Origin of the sequence: Roseivirga sp. 4D4 (assembly GCF_001747095.1) — a bacterium.
Classification (GTDB): Bacteria; Bacteroidota; Bacteroidia; order Cytophagales; family Cyclobacteriaceae; genus Roseivirga.
The window spans coordinates 4521274-4539505 of record NZ_MDGP01000001.1; the positions used below are offsets into that span (position 1 = coordinate 4521274).

General features: G+C 42.2%; 15 protein-coding genes. 10 read left to right on the forward strand and 5 right to left on the reverse strand.

Annotated features, from left to right (window positions below; genetic code table 11):
* Nucleotides 1-3 precede the first annotated feature (3 nt).
* Complete coding sequence (locus tag BFP97_RS19975; RefSeq protein WP_069844107.1) at nt 4-684, reverse strand: YggS family pyridoxal phosphate-dependent enzyme; 681 nt, start codon at nt 682-684, stop codon at nt 4-6.
* A 117-nt stretch (nt 685-801) separates the two neighbouring features.
* Between BFP97_RS19975 and BFP97_RS19980 the strand changes: the two genes are divergently transcribed.
* The 4 genes from BFP97_RS19980 (at nt 802) to BFP97_RS19990 (ending at nt 4096) form a co-directional block, all read left to right on the forward strand.
* A complete protein-coding gene (locus BFP97_RS19980; RefSeq protein ID WP_069844108.1) occupies nt 802-2346 on the forward strand; it encodes a GH3 auxin-responsive promoter family protein in 1545 nt (514 codons plus the stop codon).
* Between the two features lie 5 nt (nt 2347-2351).
* Nucleotides 2352-2987 carry a LysE family translocator gene (locus tag BFP97_RS19985; RefSeq protein ID WP_069844109.1) on the forward strand — a complete coding sequence of 212 codons (636 nt, stop codon included), beginning with the start codon at nt 2352-2354 and terminating at the stop codon, nt 2985-2987.
* Nucleotides 2988-3253: 266 nt separating this feature from the next.
* On the forward strand, nt 3254-3382 hold the full coding sequence (locus tag BFP97_RS20870; RefSeq protein WP_255399545.1) for a hypothetical protein: 129 nt from the start codon (nt 3254-3256) through the stop codon (nt 3380-3382).
* Nucleotides 3383-3499: 117 nt separating this feature from the next.
* On the forward strand, nt 3500-4096 hold the full coding sequence (locus BFP97_RS19990; RefSeq protein WP_069844110.1) for a DUF6992 family protein: 597 nt from the start codon (nt 3500-3502) through the stop codon (nt 4094-4096).
* On the opposite strand, the gene BFP97_RS19995 is transcribed toward BFP97_RS19990, so the two are convergent.
* The 3 genes from BFP97_RS19995 to BFP97_RS20005 are packed head-to-tail and all read right to left on the reverse strand — an operon-like array spanning nt 4093 to nt 6899.
* Nucleotides 4093-5142 (reverse strand): vWA domain-containing protein, encoded by a 1050-nt coding sequence (locus tag BFP97_RS19995; RefSeq protein ID WP_069844111.1) that lies wholly within the window; start codon nt 5140-5142, stop codon nt 4093-4095. The two genes, BFP97_RS19990 and BFP97_RS19995, sit on opposite strands and share 4 nt — an antisense overlap.
* Nucleotides 5135-6028 carry a hypothetical protein gene (locus BFP97_RS20000; protein ID WP_069844112.1) on the reverse strand — a complete coding sequence of 298 codons (894 nt, stop codon included), beginning with the start codon at nt 6026-6028 and terminating at the stop codon, nt 5135-5137. Before BFP97_RS20000 ends, BFP97_RS19995 begins: the two co-directional genes overlap by 8 nt.
* Entirely contained in the window at nt 6021-6899 is an 879-nt protein-coding gene (locus tag BFP97_RS20005; protein WP_069844113.1) for a DUF58 domain-containing protein, read from the reverse strand. The genes BFP97_RS20000 and BFP97_RS20005 overlap by 8 nt, the downstream gene beginning before the upstream one ends.
* 151 nt (nt 6900-7050) lie before the next feature.
* Here BFP97_RS20005 and BFP97_RS20010 point away from each other — a divergent pair, with 151 nt between their 5' ends.
* Nucleotides 7051-7407: a DUF4296 domain-containing protein gene (locus tag BFP97_RS20010; RefSeq protein WP_069844114.1), complete on the forward strand. Its 357-nt coding sequence runs from the start codon at nt 7051-7053 to the stop codon at nt 7405-7407.
* Nucleotides 7408-9774 (forward strand): endonuclease MutS2, encoded by a 2367-nt coding sequence (locus tag BFP97_RS20015; RefSeq protein ID WP_069844115.1) that lies wholly within the window; start codon nt 7408-7410, stop codon nt 9772-9774.
* Between the two features lie 338 nt (nt 9775-10112).
* Here the strand turns inward: BFP97_RS20015 and BFP97_RS20020 are convergent, their stop codons facing one another.
* Nucleotides 10113-11378, reverse strand: a complete 1266-nt coding sequence (locus tag BFP97_RS20020) for an acetyl-CoA hydrolase/transferase family protein (protein ID WP_069844116.1) — start codon at nt 11376-11378, stop codon at nt 10113-10115.
* A gap of 277 nt (nt 11379-11655) precedes the next feature.
* Here BFP97_RS20020 and BFP97_RS20025 point away from each other — a divergent pair, with 277 nt between their 5' ends.
* From BFP97_RS20025 to BFP97_RS20040, 4 genes are read left to right on the forward strand one after another with little or no spacing between them, the layout of a single operon-like run.
* Nucleotides 11656-12474: a hypothetical protein gene (locus tag BFP97_RS20025; RefSeq protein WP_069844117.1), complete on the forward strand. Its 819-nt coding sequence runs from the start codon at nt 11656-11658 to the stop codon at nt 12472-12474.
* Nucleotides 12464-13435: a hypothetical protein gene (locus tag BFP97_RS20030; RefSeq protein ID WP_069844118.1), complete on the forward strand. Its 972-nt coding sequence runs from the start codon at nt 12464-12466 to the stop codon at nt 13433-13435. The genes BFP97_RS20025 and BFP97_RS20030 overlap by 11 nt, the downstream gene beginning before the upstream one ends.
* Complete coding sequence (locus tag BFP97_RS20035; protein ID WP_139135382.1) at nt 13425-14714, forward strand: hypothetical protein; 1290 nt, start codon at nt 13425-13427, stop codon at nt 14712-14714. The genes BFP97_RS20030 and BFP97_RS20035 overlap by 11 nt, the downstream gene beginning before the upstream one ends.
* A gap of 11 nt (nt 14715-14725) precedes the next feature.
* Complete coding sequence (locus BFP97_RS20040; RefSeq protein WP_069844120.1) at nt 14726-18226, forward strand: hypothetical protein; 3501 nt, start codon at nt 14726-14728, stop codon at nt 18224-18226.
* Nucleotides 18227-18232: the final 6 nt, after the last annotated feature.

Sequence of the window (18232 nt, forward strand, 5' to 3'; positions counted from 1 at the left end):
TTGCTACTGTTGAGGATAATTTCGTGCGCCAAAAATGGCGCTTCCAATTCTAACCATGGTGCTGCCAGCTTCGCAGGCTTCAATATAGTCACTCGTCATGCCCATGGATAGTTCTTGCATATCGACATTCTCCAGGTCAATATTGTTTTTAATCTGGTCAAAAAGCGACCTCAACTGGTTGAACTCTTTGCTTACCTGAGCTTTATCGCTGGTATTGGTAGCCATACCCATCAAGCCAAGTACTTTGATGTTCTGGTGTTCCTTTAATACATCACTATTTAAGAATTCCATCAGTTCCGTTTCATCAAAACCAAACTTGGTTTCTTCTTCGGCAATGTGAACCTGCAATAAACAGGAAATGACCCTATCGTTTTTGAGGGCTTGTTTGTTGATTTCTGCCAATAGTCTTGGGCTATCCACTGCATGAATCAAATGTACAAAGGGGGCTATGTACTTAACCTTATTCCTTTGCAAATGACCTATCATATGCCATTTAATGTCCTTAGGCATAACTTCCTGCTTGGCAGTGAGCTCCTGAACCTTGTTCTCACCAAAATCTCTTTGTCCACCTTCATAGGCATGTAACAAATCCTCGACAGGTTTAGTCTTACTCACAGCAATAAGTTGCGTGTTGTAAGGAGCCAGTTGCTCATTGTAGTGGTTAATGTTATTTACAATTGACATATTGCAGAAGTGCGATCGAGTTTAGATTTCTATTATCTTTGACCAAATGATCGGTCGGTCAAAGTTAGAAGATTTTAATCTCTAGCATAAGGTCATTTTTAGAGAACACAACTACCAATGCCAATAATTGGATCAATTTTAAAAAAAGGCATAAAGCTCCGTGAAACGCTTGAGCAAGACTATACCTCTCCCTACGACCTTCAGAAAAAGGAATTGTCAAAACTCCTTATCAGTGCGCGTAATACGCAGTTTGGCCGAGCCTACGACTTTCATGCTGTTTTAGAACAGTTTAGAAGTTTCGGTCAGCATGACTTCTTTGAAAAATTTAAAGAACTCGTTCCTGTGTCTGATTATGATAAAATGGACGAGGGATGGTGGCATAAGATGCGCGAAGGCGAATCGGATGTCAGTTGGCCAGGCAAAACCAAGTTTTTTGCATTGAGCTCAGGTACATCTGGAGCGGCTTCTAAATACATTCCTGTCACCAAAGATATGATCCGTCAGATCAGAAAGACAGGGACAAGGCATATTTACACGCTTTCTAAATATGATTTCCCCGATCAATTCTTCCAGTCTGGTATGTTGATGTTAGGAGGGAGTACGGCATTAAACTTCTCAGGAAACTATTATTATGGCGACTTGAGTGGTATCACCACTGGGCAATTACCCCTATGGGTTCAAGGCTTTTCAAGACCAACACCAAAAATCAAGAAGCATAAGGACTGGGAGATCAAGCTAGAAGAGATTGTAGAGTCTGCACCGAAGTGGAATATCGGTATGATCGTGGGAGTACCGGCTTGGATGACCATTTTGCTTGAAAGAATTATCGAGCGATATGGCGTCAAAGATATCCATGAAATTTGGCCAAACCTGGGTTCATTCGTGCATGGTGGAGTGGCTTTTGAGCCTTATAAAAAGAGCTTTGATAAACTACTAGGCCGACCAATACATTACATCGAGACTTATTTGGCATCAGAGGGCTTTATTGCTTTTCAAGATGCTCCTGAGAAACGGGGCATGCGATTGATGCTCAATGGTGGCATCTTCCATGAGTTTGTTCCTTTTAATGAGGAGAACTTTGACGAAGACGGACAAATTGTTGACAATCCTGAGACGCTTATGATCGATCAGGTAGAAGAAGGTAAAGACTATGCCCTGTTGATTTCTACCTGCTCCGGTGCCTGGAGGTACTTGATTGGTGATACAGTCAGGTTTGTAGATAAGCACAGCTCTGAGATCATTATCACGGGTAGAACCAAGCATTTCTTAAGTCTCTGTGGCGAACACCTTTCAGTAGATAATATGAATCGGGCCGTTGAAATGGCTTCTGAAGAGTTTAATATCGGCATCAAAGAATTTACTGTGGCTGGAGTGCCTGATGGTAAGTTATTTTCTCACCATTGGTTTATTGGCACGGACGACCCTGTTGACACTGAGGCCTTAAAAGTCCGAATAGACAATTGCCTGAATGAATTAAATGATGACTATGCAGTAGAGCGAAAGCATGCCTTGAAGAATATCGAGATGGATGTATTACCCACCGAAGTTTTCTATGATTGGTTAAGGTCACAGGGCAAAGAAGGAGGTCAGACCAAATTCCCTCGTGTTTTAAAGAAAGAAAAACTTGAAAGCTGGCTATCCTTTGTTGGCAATAAGGTCTAGACTGCATGGACATAGTCATTAATGGTTTCTTGTTTGGGTTATTACTGTGTGTCTTAATTGGACCGGTATTCTTTGCCTTGATTCAAAATGCAATTGAGAAGGGATTCTTCTCTGGCTTCTTTATGGCCGTGGGTATCGCCCTTAGTGATACAATCTATATCTTCATCACCTATTTGGGAATTTCTCAACTTACTGATAACCCCTCGTTTAATATGTGGTTGGGTGGCGTAGGAGGTACCATCATGTTAGTGTTTGGTATTTTCTATATGTTTAAGCCTATTCCGACCAAGGGCTTGAAACAATTGCATGCTGAGGAGACCAAATGGTTTCAACAGATTGTCAAGGGCTTTGTCCTTAATGGAATTAATCCATTCGTATTAATCTTCTGGATCGGCATTGTCAGTAAGATTACGGTTGACTTTCAGTATACCACCAATGAGGCCATAACCTTCTTCATTGTGCTTATTGCCACTGTTTTTTCAGTGGATGTGCTCAAATCATATTTTGCGGTTAAGCTTAGTCAAATTGTTACCCCTCGTTTTATGAGAATCATGAATCGGGTAGTGGGTGTCGCCCTAGTGCTATTCAGCTTGAGGCTTTTCAACTATGTACTTGAGGGCTTTGGGATAGAGTTATTCTAGCCCACTGTCATACCGTCATTCCGATCCCGAGTCATCTGGAGAAGGAATCTCATCATCGTAAATATCATTCTGAACCTGCCTGTCGCAGGCAGGTCACACTGATTCGCACTTGCAGTGCGGACCTATTTTATGACAGTATCAATATCTAGAATATCAGTCTGATCAAGGCTAGCATTCACTAGTAGTCAGCGCCAGAAATAGTAATAAAAATCCATTCTCTAAACCCTTAGCTTATTTCTCAGTTGTTTATTCATTAGCCTTAAGCCATGAAGAAATACTTATTTATCGCCATTATTCTGGCAGTATTCAGTTGGGACGCTATCGCCCAAACCACTGACCTCACACTGGTTCGCACTTGCAGTGCGGACCTATTTTATGACAGTATCAATATCTAGAATATCAGTCTGACCAAGGCTGGCATTTGCGAAAAGGAGGTGCCAGAAATAGTAATAAAAATCCATTCTCTAAACCCTTAGCTTATTTCTCAGTTGTTTATTCATTAGCCTTAAGCCATGAAGAAATACTTATTTATCGCCATTATTCTGGCTGTATTCAGTTGGGATGCCGTTGCCCAAACCACCGACCTCACTTCTTTTAATACCGAAAGGCTGCAAGTCAATAAGGTAGGTATGATTGTGCTTGGAAGTTGGGCCCTTGGTAATATGGCCACCAATGGGGTACTACTCAGCAATCCTTCGTCTAACGAGCAGGCCCACTTCTACCGCATGAATATCTTCTGGAATGTGGTCAACCTGGCGCTAGCAGTGCCCGGTTTAAGACATTCCATGATTACAGACCCAAGCTCCTTGTCCTTGGCAGAAACGGTGGCAGAATACAGCTCTATGAAGCGGATCGTCTTGATGAACGCAGCTCTCGATGTGGCCTATATCACCGGTGGTTTCTTAATGAAAGAAATGGCGAAAACCCGCGAGAATAAAAGGGATATTCTTCGCGGTTATGGAAAATCACTCATCCTTCAAGGAGGCTTTTTACTGGCGTTTGACGCAGTTCTTTATATGGCCTTGCAGTCCAAGAGCAAAGGCTTGACGAACATCCTAGATAAGGTCACAATAACAACTGAAAGTATTGGTCTAGTGTTCAGGTTCTAGTCTTCCAGTACATTGCTGATGAAGGTGCTTTTGGAAAGCAGATAGAGCAAGAAGAACACAATACCCCAACTCAGATAGATGCTGTAGAAGTCTGTTGTGTTCTTATAACGGGTTTCTTTGATTTCGGCTTTCTCGTACTGATCGATCAGTTCGAATACGTTCTGTAGAGCCTCATTATCAGAAACTCGATAGAACTCGCCATTACCGATTTTAGCAATCTCACGAAGTGTAGTTTCATCCAAGGTGTTTTCAACATAGTTTGGTCTGCCAAAGAAATCTTTGCCGAAAGGCACTTTCCCTTCTTTACCAATGCCAATCGTATATATTTTAATGTCGTAGGCAGAAGCCAATTCTGCAGCGGTAACAGGATCAATATTACCCGCAGTGTTATCACCGTCAGAGAGTAAGATCATCACCTTAGAAGCGGCTGTAGACTCACGCATGCGGTTAGTTCCTACAGCAATGGCACTACCGATGGCGGTGCCTCTGTTCTCGATTTTATTGAAGTCAATCTCTTCTTCTATAAACTTATACAGTAATTCGTAATCTGTCGTCAGAGGAGAGAGGGAGTAAGCATCACCGGAAAAGATAACAAGCCCGATACGGTCCTGGCTTCTTCCAGTGATAAAGTCCCTTGCCGTTCGCTTGGCAGCTTCTAGTCGATTGGGTTTAAAGTCCTCAATCTGCATCGATTCTGAGATATCAATCACTAAGGCTATGTCTATACCTTCTGACCATTGCTCTACCTCTTCATTAGTCCTTTGTGGTCGTGCTAGTGCGACAAGCAATAAGATAATAGAAAGGGCCATCAAGGCGTTGGGGATAAACCTCAGATAGCTTGCCCAGTGCTTTTTGATCTCCTTTTTCGGAAGTGCAACGGGAAGCTTCTGCTTAATTTTACTGCCTATCAGCCACTTGAGAATAAATAGGAGTAGCACGAGTGGGATTAAGTACAGCACAAAGAAAAACTCCCAGTCAAAAGACTTGAAAGCTGTGGGTGTAAACCACTCCAGCGAATACCATTTGTATAGTGTTTCGTCAAGCATTCTTTATCTCTTCCGTTACGTGATTGTATCTATCCTCAGAGTAATCCTTCAAAAACTCAAAGTCATTCTGTAAAGCAGATACCTCAATTGGGCTGTAAATATTCTTATCAATAGACTTCAAAGTCTCCTCTAGAGAAGAGCTCTGCTGAACTAAAACGATCTCTTTAGTCGTAAGTTTGGTATAAGGCACTTTCTCAAGTTTTTCCATATAGCCTTTCCAGAACTTCAATACGGATTCAATCTTGATTTTGGTAGTATCTGTCATTAGCTCATCAATTTCTAGGTCAAACTGTTCTTTGAACTTGATCAATTGCTTATTGAGCCTGTAAAGTTTGATTTTCTTCTGGATCGCTTTGCCCCAAACAATCAATACGATCACGGCTAGAATACCTAGCACAATTAAGCCGATCACCCAATAAGGGTAGTTGAACTCTAGAGAGACCGGCATATAAGCCGAGGTCTCAGCCAGATTAACAGAGTCAGGCATCTGAGTTACTACCTGATCAAGGATGATAGAATCCATCAAACTGTAAAGCTCAAGGCTGTCTGTACCTGTATAAAGAAATACCGGTAAGCTGAGTCTTTGTACTGTGTCAATTTCGAAAGTAGCCAGATGATACACTGCACTGTCAATACTGTTGATAGAGTCTGATTGGGTATCGAAATACTGTTTATCTAGTAACTCAAAAGGAGAGAAGTCATATAAGGAATCTGGGAAGAAAACCGGGCGGTTTTTTCGATCCTTATAGCTCAAAGAATAGGAGATAGATTCCCCAATCTTCACACTATCTTTTAAGAAGAAACCAACAGGTTTGAGCTCCTGTGCTGAAGCTGCTCCTACCATAAAAACCAATAAAATCAGAGATGCTAGTAACTTTCTAATCACGCTTCATCGATTTATTCCTGATCATAAAAAGCTTAATAAGCTGTGGGACGTAGTTGTCCTTGGTATTGATTTCGAGATAGTTGATCTGATGCTTTCGGCAGAACTTTTCCAGTTCGCCTTTATTCACCGAATAGGTCTTCTCTAGTTTTTTTCTAAAGTCTTTGGAGGAAGTGTTTACCCAAACCGTTTTGCGACTTTCTTTGTCATAAATGGGTACGATCCCCAGATTAGGTAATTCCGTCTCACGATCATCTTTCAGGTGTATCACTACAAGATCATGTCGTTTCGCGATGAGCCTTAGATTTTGCTCATAGCCCTCATCGATAAAGTCAGAGATCAGAATGATCACACTCTTTTTATGAATGATCTCTAGTGCTCGTTTAATTCCCTCGCTAATATCGGTTTTGGTAGACTTTGGCGTATGACTGTAAAGTTCATGGATAATGGCATAACCATGCTTGACACCTTTGCCCGATTTTACATACTTCTCCTTCTGATCGGAAAAAGTAAGTAAACCCACACGGTTCTGCTGCTTTACAGCAGCCAGAGTCAGCACCCCAGCGATTTCCTTACCAATGTCTACTTTCTGCGCACCGGGAGTTCCTATCTCTTGCGAAGCACTCACATCCAGAAGAAAGAATACGGTCTGCTCTTTTTCCTCTTTAAAGGTTTTGACAAAGGTGCCATGACCTTTTGCAGAGACATTCCAGTCGATCGTTCTGGTGTCATCCCCGTATTGGTATTCCCTTACTCCGTCAAACTCCATACCCGAACCCTTGAATATAGAATGAAAATCACCCTGCATCCTCGAATTAATGGCTTTTCTAATTTGAATCTCGTACTTCCGAAGTTTGGAAATAATGTGCTCCATAATAAAGGGTCAAAAATATGACTTATTTGAGTTCTGGAAAGTCCTTTAGTTCTTAATTTTGGTTAATTCTGGGGTTTTCCTCCGTCATATCTTTTACTTTTGCTTCCACGTAAGAACAAAGTGTTCTCGAAATTAACTTGGACGTGTTGAGGTGAAAAAGGTTTTTTTATTTACGGTTGCTCTGATGGTTTTCTCTTGTGGCGACAAAGAGCAAATTCCAGACAATATCTTAAGTGAAGCCCAGATGGTGGACCTGATGATTGATATTCGTATTGCCGAAGGAAAAGTCTCCACAATCACCTTAAGCAATGACTCTTCAGCTGCCTTATATAAAGTGTTAGAAGAGCAAGTTTTCGAGGATCATAACATTGACTCTACAGAATATATTACGAGCTACAATTACTACCTGTTGAACCCTGCAAAATTCTTGCGCATTACGGATATTGTGATCGACAGTTTGAAAGTACGACAGCAAGAACTTACCACGGGAAGAAGGCCCGCCAACTAAATGTTATATCCCAAGAATCTAGAGCAAAAGCTGGGTTTTGACAAAGTCAGACAGCATCTACAATCCTTTTGTGAGAGTAACTTAGGAAGTCAGTTTGTTGAAAAAATTAAGTTCTCATCCAATCGAGAGCATATAGATCAGTGGCTCTCTCAAACCGATGAGTTTGTGAAGATCATCCAAAGTGGTGAACTCTTTCCAAACTCAAACTACATCGATATCACGCCTTACTTTGCCAAGATTAGGGTGCAGGATGCGCATCTGACCGAAGAGGAGTTCTTTGATGTAATTCTATCCCTCAAAACGCTTGACAAGTGCCTTGATTTCTTCAGGGAAAAGCGGGAAGAATACTCCGTGCTATCGGAATTGACCCATCCCGTGTTTTTTAACTCCGATGTGCTATGGACACTGGATCGGGTTTTTGATGAGAGAGGTAAACTGAAAGACAATGCCAGCGATCGGCTTTACGAGATTAGAAAAGGGGTCGCTGCTGAAAAGCAAAGACTTCGCGGTGCACTGGATCGTATTATAGCCCATTCTAAAAAGGAAGGCTATACGCCAGATGACTTGTCCATTACCATTCGAAATGGTAGAATGGTGATCCCGATGTTTGCGGAGCATAAACGTAGAATCAAAGGCCTCGTTCATGGAGAGTCGGCCACGGGCCAAACCGTTTACCTGGAGCCTACGGAAGTTTTTGAAATCAACAATGAGGTTCAAGAACTCGAGTATGCCGAACATCGCGAGGTAGCTAGGATCCTGATCTCACTAACCGATGAGTTGCGTCCAGAGATAGAAAGTCTTCAGGGCATCATGAAATTTCTCGGGCTGATCGATTTCATTCGAGCAAAAGCACGGTTTGCTATGGATATTGAAGCCTGCAAGCCGCTATGGTCGGACAGCAAGAAGTTTAAATGGGAAAATGCCCAGCACCCCATATTGCTGATGAGCCACCGCGAACTAGGAAAAGAAGTGGTCCCTTTGGGTATTGGTCTCAGCGCTGATGAAAGAATACTCCTGATCTCAGGTCCAAATGCAGGGGGTAAGAGTGTTTGCCTCAAGACGGTTGGATTGCTACAATACATGTTTCAATGTGGTCTTTTGGTTTCGGTCAATGAAGCTTCCGAGTTCACCATTTTCAATGATTTATTTATCGATATCGGTGACGAGCAATCCATCGAAAACGATCTGAGTACTTACAGTTCTCACTTGATCAACATGAAGAACCTTTTGATTCATGTCAATAAGAGGAGCCTCTTCCTGATCGATGAATTTGGAACCGGAACAGAACCTCAATATGGTGGAGCAATTGCCGAATCCATCTTGATGGAGCTGTCTGCTTCTAAGGGAATGGGCGTGATTACCACTCACTATGGCAACCTGAAAGAGTATGCAGATAAAAACCCTGGCTTGCTTAATGGAGCCATGCGTTACGACATTCAGAAGCTGCAGCCACTTTATGAACTGGAAGTCGGTAAACCGGGTAGCTCTTTTGCCTTAGAGATCGCGACAAAAATTGGCTTACCCAAGTCGACTATTGACAAAGCCAAGAAGAAGGTAGGTGTCAAGCAAGTGTCCTTCGATCAAATGCTCGGTCAGTTGCAAGCGCAAAAGCAGGAAGTGAACAAGGCTGAGCAGCGCATTAAGCAGCGTGAGCAAGACTTGAATGAGCTGACTTCACAGTATGAAGACCTAAAGGCCCATCTCGAAAAGCAAGAGAAGCGGATTTTAAACAAAGCCAAGCAAGAAGCTTCGCAGATCGTTCAGGAAGCAAATAAGGAAGTGGAGAAGGCTATCCGTGTGATCAAGGAGAAGAAAGCCGATAAGGAAGTGGTCAAAAAGCAACGCGAAAAACTTGAGGCGGTGAAGCAAAAGAATGTGGTCAAGGCCGAAGCAAAGGCTAAGGCGGATGCTGAAATCAAAGTGGGAGACTACGTTCGCGTGATAGGGCAGGATACTGTAGGTCAAATTGCTGCCATCAAAGGCAAAGATGCTGAGTTGAAAATGGGAGCCCTGACTTCCTTTGTGAAGCTCAATCGCCTAGAGAAAGTCAATAAGAAAGCCTTTAAAAATCAGGGTCAGGCACAATCCTATTCCGGTTTTGACTACACCACCAAGCGAGCTGAGTTTTCAGCAAAGATTGACCTAAGAGGTAAACGAGCCGAAGAGGTAATTCCTTTACTCGATGTTTGGTTAGACGAAGCCATTCTATTAGATGCCAAGGAACTCCACATCCTTCATGGTAAAGGCAATGGCGTACTGAGACAGATCACCCGCAATCATTTGGGTACATATAAAGAAGTAAGTACCTACCGCGATGAACATGTTGACCGTGGGGGGGCAGGAATCACCGTGGTGGAGTTGAGGTAGGTTCTCCAACTTTATTGGTACGTCATTTCAAGTCTTGAGTCTCTTAGGCCTCCTTTTTACACCGACTATGCGGAGGTGTCTAAGATACTTCGGCAAGCTCAGTATAGGAAAGGGGAGGGAGTTAGCCGTCTGACTACCTGCCTAGCGCTCAATTGTAGTGAGTGTTGGTCGTATGCTACATTTTTAGCGTGATCATTGTATCTTTTAAGATAGGTCCGCACTACAAGTGCGAACCAGGGTAGGAAATCTTTACCATGCAGAAAGTCAAGCTCTGTTTTCAAGACATGGAGATTCCTTCTCCCGAAGTCTCGGGATCGGCATGACGAAAGGGAAAAACATTACTTAAACCGTTCAAAGGCTGCCTTTTCCAAGCTCTCCCGATGATCAGGATGTGCAATCTCAGTTAAAGCCTTAGCCCTTTGCCTTAAGTTCTTTCCGTACAAATTAGCGACACCATATTCCGTAGCGACATATTGAACATGTGCTCGAGTAGTTACCACACCTGCCCCAGGTTTCAAGACGCTGGAAATCTTCGATTCACCCCTTCGGGTGGTGGAGGTCAAGGCAATGATCGGCTTGCCTCCTTTGGAAAGAGAAGCCCCACGGATGAAATCCATTTGTCCACCGACACCCGAATACATGGTTGTGCCTATGGAATCTGCACAGACCTGTCCCGTCAGATCGACTTCAATAGCGCTATTGATACTGATCATATTGTCGATTTTCCGAATCACCTTGGTGTCGTTTACATATTCGATATCTAGCATCCGAATCATGGGGTTGTCATCGACAAAATCATAAAGTTTACGGCTGCCAATCATAAAGCCAGAAACCAAAACATCCTTATGTCTTGATTTATACTTGTTGGTAATCACGCCCTTTTCCATTAGGGGAATTACACCATCCGAAAACATCTCAGTATGTACCCCAAGGTCTTTGTGGTTGCCGAGACAGGCTAATACTGCATCGGGAATAGCACCAATACCCATCTGAAGCGTTGCCCTGTCATCGATCAATTGAGCCACATGCTCACCGATGGCTTTTTCTTCAGGAGTCAGGGCATGCGGAGGTAGTTCGGGGAGCTCCGTTGTAGCTTCGAAGTAGCGGGTCAATCGGCTGATATGAATCAGCCCATCCCCATGTGTTCTCGGCATTCTGGGATTCACCTGTGCGATGATTACTTTGGCACAATCCACCGCTGCTTTGGTTGCGTCAATTGAGATACCCAGTGAACAATAGCCATGTTTATCTGGTGGTGAAACCTGAATCAAGGCAACATCTACAGGAATAACGCCTGAGCGGATCATGATGGGTACCTCACTTAGAAAGCATGGAATAAAGTTGACTCGACCTGCCGAATGGGCTTTGCGCACATTGCCACCCAGAAAGAGCGAATTGATTTCGAATGATTTATGATGCGCTTCATCTGCATAGGCGGCAGCACCTTCTGTGTGCATATGGTAGACTTTGACATCGTGCAGTTCTGGCGCGCGTTCCGACATGGCTTCCACTAAAGGAACAGGCGTGGCAGCCGCAGTATGGACAAACACAGACTGGTCAGATTCGATAATTGCAACAGCTTCTTGGGCAGAGTTGACCTTCATTGTTTTTTTCTCAAAAGTGGTGGTTGAAAATTACCAATACCCTGATGAAAGTCAGGTTTCTGGATTTAATATCAAGAATTTTGTATGTAAATGAATAATTTAACATAAAGACTATATAATTGTAATATAAAATTATTGATGAACGGTACTTGTTCATTGAATTTTATTTTTAATATTCATAGGGGTATATACTGTTTCTTTATAGACTAATATGAGTTACAATTATGTCTATTAGATATTATTTAGTTGCAAGTTTTTTTATTAAACCTATATTCCTATGCGTAAAATATATGTTTCAATTTATCTTCTGTTAATAGTCACTTTTTCCCTTAGTGCTCAGAATTTTTCATCTCCTCTCACAGTAACTACTAATTCAGATAGCCCTCTGACCTTCAACAACACTGATAACTCATGGCAATACCTACAGTTTAAGCAGTCCGGTACACGCAAAATGTGGATGGGTTTGAATAGTGGGAATGACTTTTCCTTTACTAAAGAAGGTGGGGGTAACTTACTTTTTTCTGGAGGTAACTTTAACTTTAGCGGAGGACAGTTTAATTTCTCAGAGTCTAATTTCTTGGGCGAATTTCACTCGACTACTCCATATTCATGGCTTAAGATTAGCAATAATCAAGGTGCGGCTACTCTTGGCTATAATAATGACATTTTCTGGCTAAATACTGGAGGTGCTCCTTCTGATGGTTTGACGGTTCAAGCTAATAATGTTGGAATAGGTACGGCTACACCAACGGCAAAACTGGATGTCAATGGAGATATGGTTGTTACTGGCGAAGTCGAAACCAAAAAGATTAATGTCACAGCCACTCCAGGCTCTTTCCCAGACTATGTCTTCAAACCCGATTATAAACTCAGAAGCCTCTCTGAATTAAGTGCTTTTATCAAAGAAAATGGTCATTTACCTAATATCCCCAAAGCTGCAGAGGTAGAATCCAATGGCCAGGACTTAGGTCTTATCCAACAAAAGCTTTTAGAGAAAATTGAGGAGTTGACCCTTTATGTTATCGAGTTGAAACAGGAGAATATCAAGCAGCAGAAGGAAATAGATAAACTCAAAACTACAAAAGATGAAAATTAGACTAACGCTGGCCCTTCTATTGTTTGGTGGGCTTTCAGTTTTTGCCCAAACCTTATCGGAAACTCAAAAAATAAATGCCCGTGCTACTGGCTATGCAATTGTCGCAGCGAGAAATCCAGGGATTAAATTCTCCATAATAATGATCCCTTGGGATGGCCAAAACACCTTGGAATACAACGCCAACAATCAGATTAACTCAGGTTGGCATGCTCAAGCGGCTATTAAAGGCAATTACTTTACTCAACCTTTTGACGGTACGGATTTTAGTACCTACAGCTCCGTAGTTGTAAGTCAGGCTGAATTTGATGCTTATAAACAACATGGTACTCAATGGTGGATAGTCTGTAGTACACTTCAGCCTTTTAGCAATATTGGCAATACCAACCAAACGCTCGAAGGAACCACCACTTTTACTGGGCCCATTCGAGGCTATGTCAATGGAGCCTTGCACATACTTTCAGATGGAGGCTATATCCAATTAGGTTCTCAGAATACCCAATGGGCACACATCAATACGGACAGACCCAGCTTTTACTTTAATAGAAGGCTTACAGTTAACGAAGGTATTTTAAGTAGCTACGATGAGGATTTGAAATTACAGACCCAAGGAACAACCAGAATGACTATCAAGAGATCATCTGGAGATATTGTAGTTAACAATAACCTCGAATCCAAAAAAGTAAAAGTCACGGCCACTCCCGGCTCCTTTCCAGACTATGTTTTTAAACCAGATTACAAACTCAGAAGTCTTTCTGAACTAAGCGCCTTTATCAAGGAGAATGGGCACCTCCCCAATATTCCCAAAGCGGTAGAAGTAGAGGCCAATGGTCAGGACTTAGGCCTTATCCAGCAAAAGCTTTTAGAGAAAATTGAGGAGCTGACGCTTTATGTGATTGACTTGAAACAAGAGAATAATGAGCTAAAAAGTAGAATATCTAAAGTCGAAAAAAATGAAAAATAAGAGCTATTTGATCATGCTAGTGTTGTGTATCTGCTCTGCTATATATGCACAGAACGAGACTGTTAATGGGACACTTTACGTTACTGGAAACTCGATAGCTGGATATTCCAATCATGATGGAAATGCAACAATTCTGAAAAATGTAATTCTTAATCCAAATCCTGAGGGTTCCATGGTTGTGAACCCCTATATGGCAAATGATCTGGCTCACGTTAGGCTAAGGGGGGCTACTGTCAGTGCTTCGGGCCTTAACACGAGCACTCAGGATCGACTTTTCGATCAGACTGCAAACTTTGTGCATCTTGCCTCTGGAATCGTTAATGCAGGATACGCAATTGAGATTACTGATTTGACCACAGCTGGTGTCGGTATTTCTTATGCAGGGAAGTACGGTTTAGCATTTGGGCACCCTACATGGAGGTCTAAATATGTCAAGCTTGAGTCACAGCGTAATGGAGTCTGGCAGACAGATTTAGAGCTCTTTAATAATTCAAACGATGTTGTGGTCACGAACGTAACATCCGCCAGTGGGACAACTCTCACTGGCATTAGAATAACGCTAGATGATGCTTATCATACATCAGGAGTAAGAATCAATAGCATCTTTGCCTTTGACTACAACTCGAATATGGCCAGTAATTACTATATGTCAGCGGCCGGTGGTACTGTTTATGGAAATATGAATGTAAACGGCAACTATTCCACAAATGGGGGCTCCCTACAACTTACAAACACCAATGACTCAGACAGTAAAGTGTCTATTTATTCTGATTATTCAGGAAGCGAGGGGGGTATAGCAATAACAGATAGAACCGGTGCACTCTCTTTTCAACATAATGCCAACGGTAGTTCCACTTTCTTAGGAGGGCAAACAACTATAGATGGGAAGGCCATTGTTAAAGGAGATGTCGAATCGGAAAAGGTTAAAGTAACCGCTACCCCCGGCTCCTTCCCAGATTATGTGTTCAAGCCTGACTACGAACTCAGGAGCCTTTCTGAACTAAGTGTCTTTATCAAAGAAAATGGTCACCTCCCGAATATTCCTAAAGCGGTAGAGGTAGAAGCCAATGGTCAGGATCTGGGCCTAATCCAACAGAAACTTTTGGAGAAAATTGAGGAGTTGACGCTTTATGTGATTGAGGCTGATGTTAAGAACAAAGAATTGTCTGAGGAAAATAATCGACAAGGGCTGGAGCTGAAGAAGTTAAGACTTGCCTTGAACAAGATGATGTCACGGCTTGAGCAATTAGAAAAGAAGAGTACAAATAACAAAAATTGAGGAACACGCATATGAAAAAGACTTACACACTTCTATTTACTGTGCTTCTGACAGTAGTACTTAATGCACAAACTGATATACCTCAGGTTGTGCCTCCAAGCCCTAATGCGGCTAAACTGGTACAGTTCGATATCACTCCAACCAGTCCATATACTGGGAAACAAAATCTGAGTGTTCCTCTCTACACGGTTCAGTTTGATGGTGCTCAGTTTCCAATTTCCATAAACTACTCCAGCGGAGGAATTAAGGCTTCTGAAGAGGCAAGTTATGTTGGTTTGGGTTGGGGGTTATCCATAGGAGGAACTATTTCTAGGACCGTAAAGTCTCTCAATGATATCCAAGGAGGAGGTTGGCTGTTTGACGACCAGTTAATGCCGGAGACATATAATCCTACAGTCCAACCTCAAGGAGAGATTGACGGCACACCGACTACACAGCATCCTTTTTGGCTTTATATCTCCGGCAATGGAGGACAAAAAGATACTGAGCCGGATATTTTCAATTATAACTTCATGGGCTTTAGCGGTTCTTTTGTGCTACCCAAGGGCCATGGTGATGGGCATTCAACCACCTCAAGCGCGGCATCTACAAGCGCTATAGTTAAGCTTGAAGAGGACCCAACCAAAATTTACTTCGATAATCCTGGTAAGTTTTTTACTATAACTACTCCAGCTGGTTTTGTGGGAGAATTCAAAGTTAAGGAGTGGGTAACTTCATTAGGTGCGGGAGATCCAGATAATGGTGGACCATTAACTGGTTGCAGTTTTGGAGAACCCGATATTGCACAAACTTTAAATACACATAAAAGATCTATTACCACTTGGTACTTGAGTAAGGTGATTTCACCAAATGGCCGTCAATTGCATTTTGAGTATGATGTAAAGACGAATGGATTTAGTGATTACATCTCTCAGTCCGCTCCCAATTTCAGTGAAAAAAGATCTGTAGACGGTGCCTGGCAGACTGTAACAGATGATGTTCAAAGTTGTTCCTACACTATCGTGGAGCATGTTTATCCTAAGCGAATTTACAGCACATATAATGGCCTTGATATTAACTTCACTAAGACGGCCAGAGCAGATGTATCAGCCTTAGCCAATTATCATATCAACTTTGCTCAAAAGAGGGGCGAAGTAAATGGTAGTAATCAACCCACCTTTTCTATTCTTTCACCACAAAGGGTGACAGGCTTCACAGTAGGCAGCACAAATAGTCTTTCAAGCTTGAACCATACGATAAGTTTTTCTCAGTCGTATTTTAACAATAGCTCAAGCAATGCCTATCAAATGAAGCGACTGAAGCTTGACGGTGTAACTATAGACGATCAAGTCTATACTTTCGAATATGAAAATGGTGCTAATGGGCTACCTGATAAATCTACTTTCGGGGTGGATTATTGGGGGTACTATAATGGAAAAGACAATAATACCTCTTTAGTACCAGTGACTGTAGGTTATACCACAGCTACAAATTTCTATGGGCCTAGTATAAACACTTATTTACCCAATGATCTATTTTATTATCAGACTGATGAACGTAAGGCAAACTTCAATTATGGAAAAGCCGGATTATTGAAGAAAGTTAACTACCCAACTGGAGGTTTTACAGATTACGAGTATGAAGGTCATGAATACTTCCTTGAGGGCAGAGAGGTTATTCCAGTCAGCGGTTCGAAAATAGTTTCTGTTGAAGGCCCTAAAAGCTCCGTTCAGACAGTGACCAGTAGTAACTACGCTTATAATGGGTTTGTCATTACTGGGGGTAGTTGCAACTCACCTATTACTATTAATTATACCGTTGCATGTGCTAATTTTTTCTTGGGCGCCCCTGATGGAATTTGTGATTTACCTTTTAGCTCAAATCTCTGGGGTACACCAGCTGTAGAAGTAGTGAATGCGAGCACAAACGCAGTTGTATTTGTTAAGCAGTTCAGTGAGCTCGGTAATGCCATCGATCAGAGTACTCCTCAGTATAATGTGAGTGGAACATTCTCTTTGAATGTTGGTCCAGGAACATACTTTCTCCGTGCAAGATCAGTAAGTTACAATGGAACCTACGCTTATGGAGGTATTTCAATCTCCTATCCTAAATCCTGTGAAACAGGTGCTGCATCTACAGTAGTTCAAAGTGATAATGACCAAGCTGCCGGTGGAGCGAGAATAAAGACTATAACCAATTATGATGGTGACAATTCAGTAGTGGCTAAGCGCAGATACGACTATACGGATCATAGCGCTGGAACACAGTTTTCCACAGGCCGTCTTATGAATCCATTGATGAACTTCTCCATCACCAATAGTACTGGAGGATCAGATTTGCTGAATTTCTACGCCTTTATGTCTGGCTCAGTCTTGGCTGATGGAGGTGCTGCTCAAGGCAGTCATATCGGCTACACTTGGGTCAGAGAGTATTTCGAAGGTTCAGGCACGGGGAATAATGGTTTCAGGGATTATCACTATATCAATGACCCTAATGTGCCAGGCTTTTATGGATTGTCTGCGAAGGCTACTTACGGTCATTCGAACGGCCAAATGGAAGATTTATCTAATTATAGCAGTGGATTGACGAAACTGGATAAGACAGACTACAATGATATTGTTGAAGACCTTACGAATGATATTAAAGCTGTCAAGGTTGACTGGTTGGGTAATAGTCCTGGTATTATGGAAACCTATACCCTTGAGAGGCACTTTGTGACCCCGAAAGAAATTATAACGGAGACCTATCTCACGGGTGGTACTTTATCACAAACAGTGAATAGGACCTACAACAATCGCTACTTGCTTGAATCAGAAACCAATACTAATAGCAATGGTAATGTAATTTTGAAGGAGTATAAATATGCCTCCGATATATCTGGACCAACTGGTGTTGTTTCAGGGATGGTCAATGGTAATTTTATCAGTGCTCCAATAGAACAAACCACCAAGGTGAACGGAGTAGTTGAAAGTGCCTCAGGTATTTTATATCAACAAGTAGGCAATAATTATTTGCCCGATAAGGTCCATGTTTTTAATAGTGATGCTGGAAGTTTCTCTTCAACTACCACAGGATTGTCTTTTGGTGGAGGCTACGAAGAGCGACTCGAATACAAATTATACGACAGCTATGGAAACATTCGTGAGTTTGTCAATGAAGCAGGGGTTTCTACTACAGTGCTTTGGGGGTATGGAAGTGTTTATCCTGTGGCACAGATTGAGAATGCCACCTATGCTGAGGTTTCTCCTCTGATCTCTCAGTCCACTTTGGATTCACCAGGTAGTCAGGTAAACATGAGGAATGCTCTAGATGCATTAAGGAATAATGCTGCGATGAAAAACGCTCGTATCACTACGATGACCTACGATTTAGGCGTGGGTATGCTTTCCCAAACAAGTCCTAATGGTATCAAAATGTTCTATGAATATGATACTTATGGTCGACTGAAACGCATAAAGGATCAGGACGGCAATATTGTCAAGGTAGTCGAATATGCCTACAAGCAGATCATTCCTAACACACAACAAAACTAGAGATGG